This window comes from Oceanobacillus sp. FSL W7-1309, assembly GCF_038002145.1.
GTDB classification, from domain to species: domain Bacteria; phylum Bacillota; class Bacilli; order Bacillales; family Amphibacillaceae; genus Oceanobacillus; species Oceanobacillus profundus.
The window spans coordinates 318,659-335,992 of record NZ_JBBOBX010000002.1 but is presented as its reverse complement, the minus strand read 5'-3'; the positions used below and the strand labels follow the sequence as shown (position 1 = coordinate 335,992).

General features: G+C 36.4%; 17 protein-coding genes. 5 read left to right on the top strand and 12 right to left on the bottom strand.

Annotated features, from left to right (window positions below; all coding sequences use genetic code 11):
- Positions 1-284: 284 nt before the first annotated feature.
- Entirely contained in the window at positions 285-650 is a 366-nt protein-coding gene (locus NST46_RS14320) for a YugN family protein (RefSeq protein WP_095308471.1), read from the top strand.
- A 71-nt stretch (positions 651-721) separates the two neighbouring features.
- Here NST46_RS14320 and NST46_RS14315 read toward each other — a convergent pair whose 3' ends face one another.
- The 7 genes from NST46_RS14315 to cyoE form a co-directional block, all read right to left on the bottom strand.
- On the bottom strand, positions 722-1,177 hold the full coding sequence (locus tag NST46_RS14315) for a DUF420 domain-containing protein (protein WP_095308470.1): 456 nt from the start codon (positions 1,175-1,177) through the stop codon (positions 722-724).
- Between the two features lie 90 nt (positions 1,178-1,267).
- A complete protein-coding gene (gene ctaG, locus NST46_RS14310) occupies positions 1,268-2,164 on the bottom strand; it encodes a cytochrome c oxidase assembly factor CtaG (protein WP_095308469.1) in 897 nt (298 codons plus the stop codon).
- A 474-nt stretch (positions 2,165-2,638) separates the two neighbouring features.
- Positions 2,639-2,959, bottom strand: a complete 321-nt coding sequence (gene ctaF / locus NST46_RS14305; RefSeq protein WP_095308467.1) for a cytochrome c oxidase subunit IVB — start codon at positions 2,957-2,959, stop codon at positions 2,639-2,641.
- A gap of 3 nt (positions 2,960-2,962) precedes the next feature.
- The gene (locus NST46_RS14300) at positions 2,963-3,586 is read right to left on the bottom strand and encodes a cytochrome (ubi)quinol oxidase subunit III (protein ID WP_095308466.1); all 624 of its coding nucleotides are present in this window, start codon (positions 3,584-3,586) and stop codon (positions 2,963-2,965) included.
- A gap of 1 nt (position 3,587) precedes the next feature.
- Entirely contained in the window at positions 3,588-5,441 is a 1,854-nt protein-coding gene (ctaD, locus tag NST46_RS14295; RefSeq protein ID WP_095308465.1) for a cytochrome c oxidase subunit I, read from the bottom strand.
- A 45-nt stretch (positions 5,442-5,486) separates the two neighbouring features.
- Entirely contained in the window at positions 5,487-6,539 is a 1,053-nt protein-coding gene (gene coxB, locus NST46_RS14290) for a cytochrome c oxidase subunit II (protein ID WP_095308464.1), read from the bottom strand.
- A gap of 61 nt (positions 6,540-6,600) precedes the next feature.
- Complete coding sequence (gene cyoE, locus NST46_RS14285) at positions 6,601-7,542, bottom strand: heme o synthase (RefSeq protein ID WP_340002010.1); 942 nt, start codon at positions 7,540-7,542, stop codon at positions 6,601-6,603.
- 722 nt (positions 7,543-8,264) lie between these two features.
- Here cyoE and NST46_RS14280 point away from each other — a divergent pair.
- The gene (locus tag NST46_RS14280; RefSeq protein WP_095308462.1) at positions 8,265-9,194 is read left to right on the top strand and encodes a COX15/CtaA family protein; all 930 of its coding nucleotides are present in this window, start codon (positions 8,265-8,267) and stop codon (positions 9,192-9,194) included.
- 146 nt (positions 9,195-9,340) lie between these two features.
- On the opposite strand, the gene pyc is transcribed toward NST46_RS14280, so the two are convergent.
- The 3 genes from pyc to NST46_RS14265 form a co-directional block, all read right to left on the bottom strand.
- Entirely contained in the window at positions 9,341-12,784 is a 3,444-nt protein-coding gene (gene pyc / locus NST46_RS14275; RefSeq protein ID WP_118888972.1) for a pyruvate carboxylase, read from the bottom strand.
- Positions 12,772-13,956 (bottom strand): putative lipid II flippase FtsW, encoded by a 1,185-nt coding sequence (gene ftsW / locus NST46_RS14270; RefSeq protein WP_095308459.1) that lies wholly within the window; start codon positions 13,954-13,956, stop codon positions 12,772-12,774. Before ftsW ends, pyc begins: the two co-directional genes overlap by 13 nt.
- Before the next feature lie 416 nt (positions 13,957-14,372).
- Positions 14,373-14,654: a YlaN family protein gene (locus tag NST46_RS14265; RefSeq protein ID WP_095308458.1), complete on the bottom strand. Its 282-nt coding sequence runs from the start codon at positions 14,652-14,654 to the stop codon at positions 14,373-14,375.
- 168 nt (positions 14,655-14,822) lie between these two features.
- Here NST46_RS14265 and NST46_RS14260 point away from each other — a divergent pair, with 168 nt between their 5' ends.
- Together NST46_RS14260 and NST46_RS14255 are read left to right on the top strand one after the other, a co-directional pair.
- Positions 14,823-15,314, top strand: a complete 492-nt coding sequence (locus tag NST46_RS14260; RefSeq protein WP_095308457.1) for a hypothetical protein — start codon at positions 14,823-14,825, stop codon at positions 15,312-15,314.
- A 197-nt stretch (positions 15,315-15,511) separates the two neighbouring features.
- Positions 15,512-16,114 (top strand): YhcN/YlaJ family sporulation lipoprotein, encoded by a 603-nt coding sequence (locus NST46_RS14255; protein ID WP_095308456.1) that lies wholly within the window; start codon positions 15,512-15,514, stop codon positions 16,112-16,114.
- A 32-nt stretch (positions 16,115-16,146) separates the two neighbouring features.
- On the opposite strand, the gene NST46_RS14250 is transcribed toward NST46_RS14255, so the two are convergent.
- The gene (locus tag NST46_RS14250; protein WP_118888974.1) at positions 16,147-16,461 is read right to left on the bottom strand and encodes a hypothetical protein; all 315 of its coding nucleotides are present in this window, start codon (positions 16,459-16,461) and stop codon (positions 16,147-16,149) included.
- A gap of 167 nt (positions 16,462-16,628) precedes the next feature.
- Between NST46_RS14250 and NST46_RS14245 the strand changes: the two genes are divergently transcribed.
- Positions 16,629-16,832 carry a YlaI family protein gene (locus NST46_RS14245; protein WP_095308453.1) on the top strand — a complete coding sequence of 68 codons (204 nt, stop codon included), beginning with the start codon at positions 16,629-16,631 and terminating at the stop codon, positions 16,830-16,832.
- 64 nt (positions 16,833-16,896) lie between these two features.
- Here the strand turns inward: NST46_RS14245 and NST46_RS14240 are convergent, their stop codons facing one another.
- Entirely contained in the window at positions 16,897-17,202 is a 306-nt protein-coding gene (locus NST46_RS14240) for a YlaH-like family protein (RefSeq protein WP_340002011.1), read from the bottom strand.
- Positions 17,203-17,334: the final 132 nt, after the last annotated feature.

Genomic DNA, 17,334 nt, shown 5'->3' with positions numbered 1-17,334 from the left:
TATCATCTTATACTTCATACTATCGTAACCAGAAGAGAGGACCTATCTAAAACGAAGCGAGGGAAACTCCCATTCGCTTTCTTAGAAGTTGGGTGGTCCAGATGTATCCACTACACATTTCATAGAAAACAGGTGTGGGGGGATTTATATTCTCTTTACCCTATTATTATATTTATTATCGCAATTATATACCTATTCAATAGATAATAATTGGTTTTTAATTGCATATTAAGCGTTTTCGTACTATCATTATACAATGAGGACTAATATATGAGGTGAAAAAAATGAGATTGGAAAATACGGGCATAGAAGATTCAATTGTAGATTTAAGACCTCTAGATCATTTAACTGGTAAACATGCATTTATACGTGCAGGACAATGGGACTATGAGCGAGTTACTTATGATTACAAAATTGGGTCACAAGAAAAGAACGTTACATATTACATTCGTATTCAAGGATATGCTATCGAAGGTGATGTTGATAGAGGAGACGCTGTTATTAAATTATTAACACCACTGCTCGGCAAGCATTACTACCCACATGGTGTCGAATATGGTGAAGCGGAAAATTTCCCAGAAAGTCTAGTGGAAAGAGCACACACACTTGTTGCAAAGGTTGCTGAGGAAATTCAGCATCATAAAAAGTAAAACAATAAATTAAAAGCTTTGTTAAAGCTACAAGAAACCAGCTGTTTAGACCAAACAGCTGGTTTCTTGTACTAAAAGCCCAATATAGCCTTAATCAGACTTGTTGTTTCGCCACCATCATAAATAACATACAATAATAAGTAAACCGCAACACCAGTAATAGCAGTGAAGAACCAAATAATGCTCGTTACAGGTCCTATTTTTTGATGTTTAGCTATATTTCGTTTTAATGCTAATACAATCGTTACAATTCCAAACACTGCACCAGTTGTTGCTAAAATAATATGGAAAATAAGGAAGAGCGTATAATAAATTTTAATATTCTCCGGTCCGCCAAAGCTCGTGTTTCCATCGAAAATTGTTCGAGACATGTAAATAATAAAAAATAGAATCGCACTAAGTGCAGCTAAAAGCATAACCTTCTTATGTGCTTTCTTCTTCCCTTTAACAATTAATATCCATCCAATCGCAACTAGGACTGCGCTTAGAACGATAAAAAAAGTACTTAGCGTTGGTAAAAATGGCATAACTCACGAATCCTTTCTAGATAAAGTGAAACTTTATTCAATATGGTCCACTTGCCTTCATAACATGTGATAAAGTTTTATCCTTCTCTCTTATTCTGCAGACGTTGGAAGTGGGTCAACAGTTTGACTTTCTTTAGAGAACCATCTAAAGAATATCGTTCCTAATACGATTCCATACGTAATTTCTTGCATGATTTTCATAATAATGCCGCCCAGTTGTTGATCCTCCACTGTGCCCATGCTAGTAAACATTTCTGGTCCTGAAAGAGCTGGCGCTAAGCCTTGAAGTACATCACCAGGAACACATAAAGCCAAAGCTTGAAGCCATGAACCGTTTTGTGAATAAGCAGCAAAAAGTGGTTCCGGTGCAAAGATAATCAGCACACAAGCTGGTGTTATTAAAACACTATTTCCAATAATATAAGCCATTTTCATCAACGGATGCAGCTTGTCCATTTCCTTGATCGGAGATAATAACGGGAACCAGACAATAATAGCTGAAATAAACAAAATCAACGATGTCGATGTATGCATAATTTGTGACTCTTTTGCAAGATTGAAAACTACTGGCATATGATAAAAAGAGAATAACACGTTAAATAACAACAATGAAATAAGTGGCTTCGTAAAAAATGTGAACACAGGTTTAATAACCGGCGTATTAACAACCTTTCTCCAAATCCATTCTGGGATTCCTTTTAACAAAAAAATAGGCACAACGAGTAAGTAAATAGCCATTTGAATCATATGTGCTGTTAAGGTAATATGTGAAAGTAAGTCAATAGGTGACCCTTTAACAATATATAACAACACAAGAGAGAGATAAAAGAGAAGTTGTTGCTTACCAGTTGGTTTAGCTTCCCCACCAAATTTATGACGGTAAGCTCCTGTAATGAAATAGTATAAAATAGCAAGACCAACGATAAAAAGAAAATAATAGGGACTCCACAGTGCACGGAAACCAAAAATCTGTAATTCTAACCACATCATTAATCACTCCATATAGTGGATTATCTTTTTATTATAACGTATAAAACAAATAAATTCTTTCGTTATTGTGACAAATTTGTTAGAGAAGTCAGCATTCATTATGGATTCCAAATGAGTCCTCTAATATAGACAGCTAAGCTTAGCTACTTTTCTGCTTAGAAAATTTGCCATTTGTTAAACGAATTCTTATGAGAACGTTTTTTGTAACTAACTATACATGTGCTTCTTACATGCTTTTTATTAATAGCTTAGTTGCACTTATGCAAATAGAGATTGGGACAAAAGCATTGTTATGATATAAAAAATCGAACCTGTTTATTGCAATAACGCGCACTGGAAATATACTTCGCTAAGTTTGTGTATTGTTCTTCTTTACATTAAACACTTTTGTTATATCCCCGTCTTTATCTGCCAAAAAAAGATCGGGATATGTACATCCCGATCTTTTTCTATTCAGATTCCAAAGTTGTCTTACCACCAAATAATGGTTACAAACGTAACTCCAACTAAGAACGTAACCCATATTCCACCGAAAATTAATAACGCTGGAAATTCATGTCCTTTATCTTTCATATGCATGAAGTAATAGAATTGGAACCCAACTTGGACAATTGCCAATATAAGTATTAGCGGGATAACAAACATTGAGCTGATTCCCATGGCAACTGCGAAGAAGGCAATCATTGTAAAGAAAATCATCAATGCGAAAGTAATAATTTGCTTTCGCATCTCTTCTCGATTTTTTTCTTTTTGGTACGAATTAATTTTGTTGGTACTTGTATTTTCCGTCATAAATTAACTCACCATCCCCATTAGATATACTACTGTAAAGATGAATACCCATACAACGTCAATAAAGTGCCAATACAATGCAAATGTATTGAATTTTGGAGCATTATAAAGATTTAATCCTCTTTTAGCATTTCGTACCATTAGCGTAATTAGCCAACTTAGTCCGAAAATAACGTGACCTCCGTGGAAACCAACTAATGTATAGAATGCTGACCCAAATGCTGATGAACGGAATGTAAATCCATAATCATGAATATAGTGTGCAAACTCATAGATCTCACAAGCTAAGAAGCCAATACCTAATAATGCTGTAATTCCTAACCAAAGCATCATCTTTTTAAAATCATTATTCTTCATATGGTAGATAGCATATACACTTGTAAGTGAGCTTGTTAATAACAGAACAGTCATTAAGAATACTAAATCTAATCCGAATAAATCTTGTGATGTTGGACCACCAGCCGTTGAATTTCTTAAAGCTAGGTACGTTCCAAAAAAGCAAGCAAAAAGAACTGTTTCTCCGCCAAGGAAGAACCATAAACCTAGAAATTTATGTTTTCCTTCCATTGTTGCTTTTGAAGGATCTTCTGGCATCGTTTTCGGGTTTAAGGAATGATCATGACTCATCTCAGTCAGCCTCCCTTTCTAGTTCTTCTTTGGAAATATGGAATCCAAGATCATCTTTCAAGGAACGGATTACCATACAACCAATCGCAATAGCCATACCAGCATACAATGCTATTAACCAAGCTTTATGATCAGTTTGATAAATGAAACCGAAAGATGCGATAAAGAAACCAGCTGTCATAATTAAAGGAAGAATAGATCCGTTAGGCATATGAATTTCATCCAATGGCTCTGCAGGAGTCATTTTTCCATTTCCTTCTGTTTTCTCAATCCACAATGGATCAAGGCCTCTTACTAAAGGCATTTGTTTAAAATTATAAAACGGCGGTGGTGAAGGAATTGTCCACTCTAATGTACGAGCATCCCACGGATCTGCAGGTGCTTTTTCACCTTTAACAGCAGTATAAACAATATTAATAAGAAAAACTATTGTTCCAATTGTCATAAAGAAGGCGCCAATCGTACTAATCAAATTCCCAGTATCGAGCCCTTGGTTTTCCAGGAACACCCAATAACGACGTGGCATACCCATTAATCCTAGGAAATGCTGGATGAAAAATGTTAAATGGAATCCAATAAAGAATGTCCAGAAAGCTAATTTACCCATACCTTCATGTAAAATTCTTCCGAACATTTTTGGCCACCAGTAGTGACAAGCTGCAAATAGACCAAACACCACTCCACCAACGATTACATAGTGGAAGTGAGCAACAACGAAGTAGGAATCATGGTACTGATAATCCGCAACGTTTGACCCAAGCATAACCCCTGTCATACCACCAATTGTAAATGAAGGAATAAATGCCAGTGCCCAAAGCATTGCTGAATTAATAACAATACTTCCGCCCCACATCGTAAATAACCAGTTAAATATTTTAATACCTGTTGGAACAGCAATCGCCATCGTTGCAACAGCGAATATGGAGTTAGCTACTGGTCCTAAACCTACTGTAAACATATGGTGTGCCCAAACCATAAATCCTAAAAACGCAATCAAAAAGGTTGCAAATACCATTGCAGAATAACCAAACAATCGCTTCTTAGAGAATGTAGGTAAAACCTCACTAAACACCCCAAATACAGGTAAAATCAGTATATATACTTCTGGGTGACCGAATATCCAGAAAAGGTGCTGCCAAATTACGGAGTTCCCACCAAGAGCTACATCAAAGAACGCAGAACCAAACATACGGTCAAACATTAGTAGGAACAATCCAACAGTTAATGCAGGAAATGCGAACAAGGTTAGGACACTCGTTACAAAAGTAGTCCATGTAAATAATGGCATACGCATATAAGTCATCCCTGGCGCACGCATCGCAACGATGGTCACAAGGAAATTAATACCACTCATTAATGTTCCAGCACCAGATAGCTGTAATCCCATAACATAAAAGTCTGTCCCATGTCCCGGTGACTGAATCGATAATGGTGCATATGCAGTCCACCCTGCATCAGGTGCTCCTCCTAAAAACCAACTACAGTTTAATAGAATACCACCGGAAAAGAACAACCAAAATCCGAGTGCGTTTAAAAATGGAAAAGCAACGTCGCGTGCCCCGATTTGCAGTGGCATGATATAGTTCATAAGACCAAATAATAATGGTGTGGCTGCAAGGAATATCATGGTTGTTCCGTGCATCGTGATCATTTCATTATACAAACCTGCAGTAATAAAATCATTCTCAGGTTTAATTAACTGAATTCGAATTATAAGAGCTTCTAGTCCACCTAGTAGGAAAAAGAATCCACCACCCATTAAGTACAGAATCCCAACTTTTTTGTGGTCAACGGTGGTCAAGTAATCCCATAGTACAGCACTAAAAGCTCTCTTTTGAGTAGCTGCATTACTCAAAGCTTAAACCTCCCTTTTGTGTCTTTCATCCCAATTATATATTTTTTAGTTCCCAGCACTTTCAGGTGTTATTTCTGAAGGTTTTAATTGCAGTAAATATTCAGCAATACTATTTGCCTCTTCTTCTGAAACGCTCGGATATGCACCTGTCATTTTATTTCCAGGCTTAATTGACTCAGGATCCATGATCCAATCAATTAGGTTTTCTTTTGTTGGTTCCAAAATACCAGCAATAGTGGTACGGTCCCCAAAGTTTGTTAAATTAGGTCCAGTTGCAGCAGGTGAAGATCCGATAGCATGACATGCCATACAGTTATTTGCTTCAAACAATTCTTTACCTTCTTGTGCTACAGTATCCTGCGGCTCTTGCTCAGGATCAACAGCTTGCATATCAGATAGCCATTGGTCATATTCTTCCGGACTAACTGCAATTACTTTAAAGTCCATTAATGAGTGCGATGGCCCGCAAAGCTCAGCACATTTCCCCCAGTAAACGCCTTCTTCAAAAGCTTCAATGTACATTGTATTTACGTTTTCAGGACTAACATCCATTTTCCCTGAAATAGATGGTACCCAAAACGAGTGAATAACATCTGAGGACTGCATGTTCAGGTATACTCTCTCACCAGTAGGAATATACAAATCCTGACTTGTTACGATTTCTTCGCCATCGTAATTAAAATGCCACCAATATTGATTCCCTGTAACCTCAATATTGATGTTTTCACTTGCATTGGACGTATCTGCTAAATCAAACGTAGCAATAACAGTTGGTACACCCATAATTAAAACTAGCACTATCGGTATGATTGTCCAAACCGTTTCCAATGTGTGATTCCCTTCTACTTGCTTTGGAATGAAATCTTCCTGCCCTTTCTTTCTTCGGAAACGGACTAAAGCAATAACGTAGATAATCATAACAACGACAAAAACTCCAACCATAATTAATGTTGTGAGAATAATTAAATTCATCGAGCTTTCTGCTCCATACCCTTTTGGCACAAGTGCAGTTAAATTTTCTTTCCCGCACGCGGTCAAAAATAGAGACAACATTGTAAATAGTAATAGTGCCTTAGTTTTTCCCATCCAACCTTTCATGTATTAATACCTCTCTTTCTTCTTGTTGTTTCCTTATATATATTTATTTAAGGACAAACGTTTAGTTAAATATAGGCAATGTCACAATAATCATTAACGGGAATAAAATAATTAAATAGTTTAAAGAATAGATAAACATGATATTCGCCCATTTCAAATCATCCTTCATAAAGAAGCCTCTAAACCCTAATACAAGCCAACCAATATTAAGTAATACCGCAATAACAACAAAAGTCGTTCCCAGTGATGCAAGTAAAAATGGTAGGGGAAGTAGACAGGCAGTATAAACTACAATTTGGCGTTTTGTAAATTCAAAACCGTGCACGACAGGTAACATTGGTATTCCAGCCGCTCGGTAATCTTCGGTTTTTTTCATTGCTAAAGCAAGAAAATGCGGTGTTTGCCAGATAAACATAATTAAAAACATAACAGTAGGAACAATATGCAGCGAAGGATCAAATGCTGCCCAACCGATTAGTGGCGGCATAGCACCTGAAATACTTCCGATTGCCGTGTTTAATGTATAACGACGCTTTGACCACATTGTATACAATACGACATAAACAAACCATCCTATAAAAGCAAAAAGTGCAGCTAATAGTGTTGTAAACAATAACATAATTAATCCTACCGCAGTCGTTACAAGCCCAGCAATTAACGCTGTTTTCAAAGATATAAATCCAGTAACCGTCGGTCGTTTCTTAGTTCTATTCATTTTAGGATCAATGTCTGCATCATACCAATTATTGATAATACAGCCACCAGCAATAACGAGCACACTACCAACCATTGTGAGTAAAAAAGTTCCCCAATGGGATATAAAGGAAGAGTTCGAAAAATGAACTGCTAACCAAAAACCGGCAAAGACAGTAATCATATTCGAGTTTACAATGCCTATTTTTATAAGCGCTTTTATTTCATTAAGAAACACTCCAATTTTTTCCTTGTTGGTCAATGCTGCATCGCCGATTATTTCAGAATACGATGTTTCCGCTTTATTCATTAATTTCCCCCCTTTAACCCCGACAAAAAGACACGTTAAATAACCAGAAGTCTTCTTCATTCCATGAATTCTGATTCTAAGTCTTATTGTATCACGGAATTAAATTACAATCTAATTAACTTATCAATTCACTAAATAGTTTACAACATAATTTCAATGTATATGTGACAATTAAGTGAATTTTTCATGGATCGTTACTACCACTTGAAAATATGTATAACCTCATTTTTTTAGGATGATAGCGAACATCCCTATACTATTTCTAGCAAACAACGTAAATTAATGCAAGCTTTTTTCTTATTTGCATAGTGAAAACGTATGTAAAACATGATACTATTACAATTGTGCGTATAAATAGTAGTTTCTAAGCTAATTTCGTTGCAATAAAAGTTAATCTGCTATTATGATTAATCTATTGAAAGTTTTTATAGTGCGCATTAAAAAGGTGAAAATGAAGGACCAAGAAGTTCAAGGCGGCTTAGTTCCCCAATATCGGGCTTACTTAGGATGTGTTGACTTCTGTGTCGCCCCAGGACGTGGGCGTTTTTAAGTAGAAGCCATCGCCATCGAGCTTCTCGCGTGTGTTATGGTGACTTTGATGTTCGACACAGAACGTGTTGGTGCGTAGTCGAAGGTCTCCTGCTCTCAATATGTCATTTTTACCAGACTTTTTGAACATCCTATTATAGTTTTTAATCATTAGAAGTGAGGCTGTTGAGTGTATGATTAAATTTTTACGAACCTTATCATTAATTGCAACAATTTTAATGCTTTTTCTTCTATTAGGAGGAGCATTAGTTACAAAGACCGGATCAGCGGATGGTTGTGGAGATAGCTGGCCGCTTTGTGAAGGTGAATTAATACCCTCTGAATTCACTTTTGAAATGGTAATTGAATTAAGCCATCGAGCTGTTTCTGGAGTAGCTGGGATCGTTGTATTAACGCTTGCAATTTTATCTTGGATTAAAATTGGTCATGTTCGAGAAGTAAAATTCCTAGCATTTTCTTCTGTTTTCTTTATTGTCCTGCAAGCTTTAATTGGTGCAGCAGCTGTTGTTTGGGGACAGTCAGATTTTGTTCTCGCTGCCCATTTTGGAATATCTTTAGTATCGTTTGCAGCAGTCTTTCTGCTTATGCTGCTAATTTTTGAATTAGATAAGAAATTACATACCGAGTCGCTATTCATTAAAAAAAGTCATCGTTTGCATATTTACGCACTATCCATTTATACAATGATTGTTGTGTATACAGGTGCACTAGTACGGCATACTGAATCAAATCTTGTTTGTGGTGACTGGCCATTTTGTACGAACACCTCCCCCCTCTCGTTTTCTGATTATGATTTTAATCAGTGGGTACAAATGGGACACCGATTTGCAGCAGGGATACTATTTATCTGGACGTTTATCCTGATGCTTAATATGATTAAAAACTACCGTTTCAACAATGTAATGTATTGGGGATGGATTATTACTTTCTTTTTGATTTTCCTGCAGGTTCTATTTGGAGCATTGATTATATTTACTTTACTTAATCTTGGCGTAGCACTTATGCACGCATTAGTGATCTCCTGCTACTTTGGAATGCTTAGTTATTTCATCCTACTTTCTAATAGAAGTGCTAAAAAAGAAAAAACAGGAATGGCTAAATAGCCATCCCTGTTTTTTCTTTTTTCTAGTAACATTTGAGATCTTTTCTGCTGAATTGCATCAAAGGGTCTATAAAACAATTAAAAGCTAGTGGAGAGTCTCCGATTATAATAATTTCATTAAATCAGAGACACACTACCATTCAAATATTATTCAAACTCAATTAACAAATCATTCACTTCAATTGATTCTCCAGCATCTACATGAATCGCCTTGATGACACCTGCATACGGAGCTTGAATAGTTGTTTCCATTTTCATTGCCTCCGTTGTTAAAATGTGTTCACCTTTTTCAACTGAATCTCCCTTTGAACAATTAACTGCAAGTACAGTTCCTGGCATTGTCGCACCAATTTGCTTTTCATTTGATTTATCGACTTTTGGTCTTGTTGAAAGCAAGGACTCAACACTGTTATCTCTTACTCTGATTTCACGCGATTGTCCATTTAATTCAAAATAGAAAACTCGTGTACCATCATCTTTAGGTTCAGAAATAGAAACAAGTTTCACAATTAAGGTTTTTCCCTTTTCTATCTCTACTTCAATTTCTTCACCTAAGTTCATTCCGTAGAAGAACGTAGGTGTATCTAACACAGACATATCTCCATAGTTTTCACAGAAATTATGATAATCCATAAACACTTTTGGATATAATGCATAGGCAATCAAATCAAAGCTAGTTACTTGTCGATCCAAAGATTTAAATAGTTCGTCTCTTAAGCCCTCAAAATCAATTGATTCTAATAATTCCCCAGGTCGAACCGTAATTGCTTTTCTCCCCTTAAGAATAATCTCCTGCAATTTTTCTGGGAAGCCTTGATATGGCTGACCAATATACCCTTGCGCAAACTCAATAACAGAATCCGGGAAATCAATTGAATGTCCTTTTTCATAAATATCTGCTTCGGATAAATTGTTCTGTACCATAAATAATGTCATATCACCAATTACTTTTGAAGATGGTGTTACTTTTACAATGTCTCCAAACATGTCATTAACTTTGCGGAACATTGTTTTGACTTCATTCCAACGATTTCCAAGTCCAACAGCCTTCGCTTGCTGTTTTAGATTACTGTATTGTCCTCCAGGCATTTCATGGAAATAAATTTCTGTATGTGGTGCTTTCATTCCACTTTCAAAATCCTGATAGTATTCTCTAATGCCTTCCCAATAATGTGAGATTTCTTCATATGCATTAATATCAACCTGTGGCCCGCGTGCGCTTCCTTCTAGTGCATGATAAAGTGTCTGCGCACTAGGTTGTGAAGTTAATCCCGACATCGAACCAGTAGCAACATCGACCACATCTACTCCTGCATCGATTGCTCTAGCATACGTATAAACACCGTTTCCACTCGTATCATGTGTATGAAGGTGGATTGGAAGATCGATCGTTTCTTTAAGGCTAGATATCAACTGATAGGCTGCTTCTGGTTTTAACAATCCAGCCATATCTTTAATCCCTAAAATATGGGCACCAGATTGTTCCAGCTCTTTCGCCATGTTTTTGTAGTAATTAATATCATATTTTTCCCGACCTTTATCGAGTATATCGCCAGTATAACAAATTGTCGCCTCTGCAATTTTGTTATTTTCACGAACCGATTCAATTGCCAGCTTCATTCCCTCAACCCAATTCAAGCTATCGAAAATACGGAAAACATCAATACCTGCATTGGAACTCTTCTCTACAAATTCGCGAATTAAATTATCTGGATAGTTTTTATACCCTACAGCATTGCTCGAACGTAATAGCATTTGGAATAGTACATTTGGCATTTTCTCACGTAGAGCGAGTAGTCTAGTCCATGGATCTTCTTTTAGGAAACGGTATGCTACATCGAACGTAGCTCCGCCCCACATCTCGACAGAAAAGAGATTTGGTAATAAACGCGCAGTCGGTTCAGCAATATGCAGCAAGTCCGTCGTTCTAATCCTTGTTGCAAGTAGTGATTGGTGGGCATCACGGAATGTAGTATCTGTTAATAATACTTCCTTCTGATCCTTCAACCACTGTGCTAACCCTTCTGGGCCTTTTTCATCTAAAATTTGTTTCGTTCCAGCAGGGATTTCTTGATGAGAATCTACTTCTGGAATAAGTAATGGCGAAAATTCAGGCTTTTTCTTTTTCGTAATCCCCTCTGCCCCATTGAGCGTTGTATTCGCAATATAGGTAAGCATCTTTGTGCCACGGTCTTTACGTTTCGGAAAGACGAATAGCTCTGGTGTATTATCAATAAATGTTGTGTCATATTGACCAGACATGAATTTCTCATGCAAAATTACATTTTCCAAGAAATGGATATTCGTTTTAATACCACGAATTCGGAATTCCTTTAAATTTCGCACCATTTTAATTGCAGCTTGCTCAAAGGTCAATGCCCACGTTGAAACTTTAACTAGTAAAGAATCATAATGCGGTGATATGACTGCACCTTGATAGGCATTTCCAGCATCTAGCCGTACACCAAAACCTCCACCACTACGGTATGCATTAATTCTACCCGTATCTGGCATAAAGTTATTCAGTGGATCCTCTGTCGTAATCCTGGACTGGATTGCATAACCGTGAATTGTAATTTCTTCTTGTGCTGGTACTCCAACAGATTCATCATGCAGGCTGTATCCGTCTGCCACTTTAATTTGTGTTTGAACAACGTCAATACCAGTAATCATTTCTGTGATAGTATGTTCTACCTGTACACGGGGGTTAACTTCAATAAAATAAAAATCATCATTCGTAACAAGGAATTCAACAGTTCCAGCATTTATGTAACCTACATTTTTCATCAAGTCAACTGCAGCATTACAAATGCGTTCTCGTAAGTCATCTGAAAGAGACAAACTTGGCGCAACTTCGATTACTTTTTGATGTCTGCGCTGTACAGAACAATCTCTTTCATGAAGATGAACAATATTTCCATGCTGATCTCCAAGGATTTGTACTTCGATATGTTTAGGATTTTCAATGAATTTCTCTACATATATTTCATCATTCCCAAAAGCAGCTTTTGCTTCGGACTTAGCACGATCGTATGCCTCGCGGACTTCATTTGCATCACGAACAATTCGCATACCACGTCCACCACCGCCTAATGATGCTTTAATGATAATTGGATATCCGTGTTCCTCTCCAAAAGCTTCAACATCTCGGACAGTTGCTATAGCACCGCCACTACCAGGAATAATCGGTAGATTCGCTATCTCCGCTTGCTCTCTTGCTTTTACTTTATCTCCAAACATGTTTAAATGTTCGCTAGTAGGTCCAATAAAGATAATTCCCTCTTCTTCACAACGTCTTGCAAAGTTAATATTTTCCGATAAAAAACCATAGCCAGGATGAATCGCATCAACTTGTACTTCTTTTGCAAGATCAATAATTCCTTCAATATCTAAGTAAGCATCGATTGGCTTTTTTCCTTTACCGATTAAATATGCTTCATCTGCTTTAAAACGATGAAAGGACGCGGAATCTTCATTCGAATAAACCGCTACAGTACGGATGTTTAGTTCTGTGCAAGCCCGAAACACCCGAATTGCAATCTCTCCTCGGTTAGCAACCAGTACTTTTTTGATCTGTTTTAATTCTGCCATCTTCTATCACTCCTGTTATAATTAATCGTTTTTCTTTCTACATTCGACTTCTCTTTTGTTCCATCAATTTCTTGCTTCTTAACAGCACTTGCAATATTGTTAAGAATTCCCATTGAGATTAACATGATGAGAAGTGATGAGCCTCCATAACTAACAAACGGAAGTGGTACACCGGTAATCGGTAGCAGTCCACTAATAGATCCAAGGTTAATAAATGTTTGAATTCCAACCATGGAAGAAATTCCTAATGCTAGTAATGCTCCGAAACTATCATTGCATTTTCTAGCTATAAAAATACCACGCAATACAATGATTGCTAGCATTCCTAACACAATAAGTACGCCAATAAAACCTAGCTCTTCTGCTACAATCGCCATAATGAAATCCGTATGAGCTTCCACCAGATAGCCTAACTTTTGTACGCTTTGACCTAGTCCTTCCCCAGTTAATCCCCCAACACCAATTGCTACATAGGATTGGATTAATTGATACCCATCAGAATCTGGTGTTGCAAAAGGCTGGTAAGCTCCTGTAAATCGAGACAACCTTTCATCAGTCACTAAAAAAGGCACTGCTAATATAGCTAATCCAACACCGATAGCGATTAAGATTGATAAGTGCTTTAATCGTATTCCTGAACTAAATATAACAGTACAAGCAATCAAGAAAATAATCGATGCGGTTCCGATATCTGGTTGAAGAACAATTAATCCTAAAATAATCCCTGTAAGTATAAGCGGTGGTAATACACCTGTATTAAACTGACTTATGTATGCTTGTTTCTTCGAATAGATGGAAGCCAAATACATAATCAGACCGAGCTTCGCAAATTCAGCCGGCTGCATACTAGCTGGACCAATCTGGAACCATGATTTCGCGTTATTTACGGAATTTCCGAAAATAAGCACAGCAACAAGCAAGATTACAATAAACAAAATAATAAACTTCATTAGCTTCTGATAGTATTTGTATGGAAATATACTACAGATGATAAAACCTATCATTCCGACTACAAACCAAATCGATTGACGTATTAAATAATGGGTACTTTCATTTCCTTCCACAACAGCTGTCACCATACTCGCGCTATAAATCATAACAATTCCAAACCCAGCTAATAGTATTGGTGTAATCATTAAGGTAAAATCGTAGTCTTTTAATCTCTTAAGCATCCTACTTCTCCCAACCATATGTTTTTTAAGAGGTTGTTCAAAAAGTTCGGTAAAAATGACACATCAAGATCGGAGGAACATCGACTAACTAACTTCTGACACTTCCTGTGTCGAAAGTCGAGTCAACAAACCCTGCGGATTCCAGGTCTTGCGCCGCCTCGAACTTCTCGGTCCTTTTATCCTCTTTTTTCAAACACGAACTTTAAGTATCGATGAAAAGAAATTTAAATAACTATAACACATTTTTGTAAGTCGCGTCTTCTAAATTGTTATTATTTTTTCAAATTCACCTATAAATTCCTATTTAAATTCCTTTATATTCCTTACAATTAAACAAAAAAACCTTGCCGCTTACTTACTGGCAAAGTTTTGCTTTGTCACATCACATCATTAAGCCAATACAATGGACTGCTTAATCAAACCGAATTTTGTGAAGCTTCATGCAATATATTAAGCTTCTTCTCAAGATTTTCAAGAAGTGCTCTTCCTTCGTTCTCGCTGATTAAGTCTAGACGCACAGCAAAATCAATTTCCCTCGAGAGACCAAACATTTGCGTGTCCAAAACATCTTCGTAGACTGGACATTGTGGCATCGTTAAATTCTCTATTTGAACTTCAATTAGTCGTAATATGTTGTCAGCGTCAGCCTTAAGAAGGGCATGGGCTTTTTCACGGTGATCAATAGTCGCCTCTGGCATCAATAAAATCCCCTCCGTTAGAAAGACTTCTTTGTATATTATATTAGCGTTAGCTACAAGAAAATGCAAACAAAAGCGTAAAATTTTTATAAAAAATAATTCTTTACAGGTGAAATATTTGTTTATGTCTGCTATTCTTGATGAAGATACAGAATTAGGGGTGAAATAATGATTGTACCGATTATGGGAAACGTTTTCTATTCCATCACTTTAGATCCTACCGTATGGATTTTCGATGATAGAAAAATATTGCTGAGCGACGCTTTTTCCGACAAGGGCAGGAATTCGGAAGAAGTTGATGATTTAGAATTAGCATCTCAACGATTCAACCGAGAAGTTTTTGATGTTAAAATGAATCGTCCTCCTGTAAACAGGAGTATCTCAAAATTAGAAGGAGAAACAATTTTAAAAAATTCCTATGTCATGCCATTGCATGATTTCATAAAAAATGCAGAAGTTAAAGCCAGTGCAACGCACGCTATTTTAGTATCAGATGAGGTAGAAACGGAAATATCAATAGCTGACCTCGAAAATGGCTACTTTCTTTTTGCGATTGACGGAAAACCAATTAAAGAAAATGGTCCTGTTCACTTTTTCTACCAAGATGGATCAAATAAAGACAAGCCAATAACCAATATAAAACAAATTATCATTCACTAAAAATCTGCATGCATTGCAGATTTTTTTCATTAGAAAAAATCGTATTCGCCAAGTTCTTGCGATAGTTGCATATACGCAGTAAGAAAGTTTTATACTTACTTTCCTGCCAACCAATATAATTATATCCTTCACTGTATATTTTCATTTATTCTAACCAAAATAAGGGCATCAGCTACTATAATTAGGAGGAATGCTGAATGAAGCCGCATTTTACATTATTATTTTTGGTTGGAATTATACTCCTGGCAGCTTGTGGACAACAGGAGGATCCCCCATTGGCAGAAGAACAAGAAAACAATCAATTAGTCCAAGTTAAAAACTCAGACCCAACAAAACTTGAAGATTTAAGCAATACCGAAATTGCAAATCATCTAGCCAATGTAGCTAGCGATGTTCCAAGTGTGGATGATGCTGCTGCAATTGTCGCTGGTCCTTACACTGTGGTTGGGATTGATGTTGATAAAGATCTTGATCGATCACGGGTAGGAACAATTAAATATTCTGTTTCCGAAGCACTCTATCATGATCCATATGGAAAAACAGCTATCGTAGTAGCCGATGCTGATGTTATGGAGAGGATTAGGGGAATGGGAGACAAAATGGCACAAGGCCATCCTGTTCAAGGATTTGTAGATGAACTTGCAGCGATTGTAGGTCGCTATATGCCTGAATTTCCAATCATGAACAACCCACCTGCCGAACCAGACCAAAACAAAGAAATATTATCTGATGAAGAGCAACAAAAGCTGGATGATATCGAAGGTGAACAATCTAATCACCATGACAATCGTGCAGAATAAAACCCAGGCTTCTTATAGAAGCCTGGGTTACCTTATATCTCTTCTTGGTTACGTGAAGTGTTTTCTTCTTTCTTTTCATTGTAATACTGTACACCAAACTGTGATCCTTCTGATACCATTTTGGAATTTTCTAGCTGCTCCAAATCTTTCTCCTCTAATTGATCCGGTACACCTGAGCTTTCAAATGTATGATCATGATCATCCGAATGCGAATTTTGTTTAAACTTCGATGCAACAACGTTTGCAGCCTCTTTAATTTTATTACGATTTTGTTCATCCTTTAAATAGTAACCTGCTACTCCTGCACCTAGTGCTCCTACTGCTGATAATACATATCTTTTTTTCATGAAATCTTCCTTTCATTTTAAATAGATATTGTTAAGTTTATACTTATCTTCCCCCGAATAGTTCTTATCAAACATAAAAGATCTCCTACTAAAGTGAATATCTTGTGATATACTACTTACAAGAAGTTTTTAAATACAGATTATTTTTTGAAGTAAGAGGTGAAAGAATGCAAGTAAAGTGCTCTCTTTGTGATAAAGTGGAAGAAATTGAAGATTATTGCCTTCAAGCAAAACGACTAAGAAACAGAAGAATATATATGTATCTGTGTAATAGTTGCTATGGCCGAATTGAGGTTAAAACTAACGAAAGACTTTCTACAGGAAATTTTAGACTTTATCGCGAAAATAAAAAAGTGGACCAGTACTTGTAGTCTATTTCCAATTTTTTAAAGTTTATCGTTTCCTCTAATAAAAAAACGCCAAAATTGGCGTTTTTTATTTATTATCTGCTTTTCTCTGGTAATGAAGTCTAATTCTATATACTGCCAATATAAAAATAATAACGATAAGGCTTTCAATTGTTGGCATACGCATTACAGTAGTAAATATTGTTAATATATAGGTTCCAATTAACAATAAAATATAAACAAAAAGCTTTTTTAGCGGTGACAATTTACGAGCAAACCCAAGTTCATAAGCAATTGCACAAAGAATAAAATTCATTACATAAAATATCCAAAATATATTCTCTACACCATTTTTTTCTACTACAAAATCAAATACAAACCTAAAGCCATCCATATGTATCCCCCAATATTCACTAAGCTCTTCTATTATCATACTAAATCTTTTATATTCCTGCCACTAACAAGCGTAAGGTCATATTTTAATTTATATTTGTACAGCACGAAAAATAGTATTCTCTATTAGTCT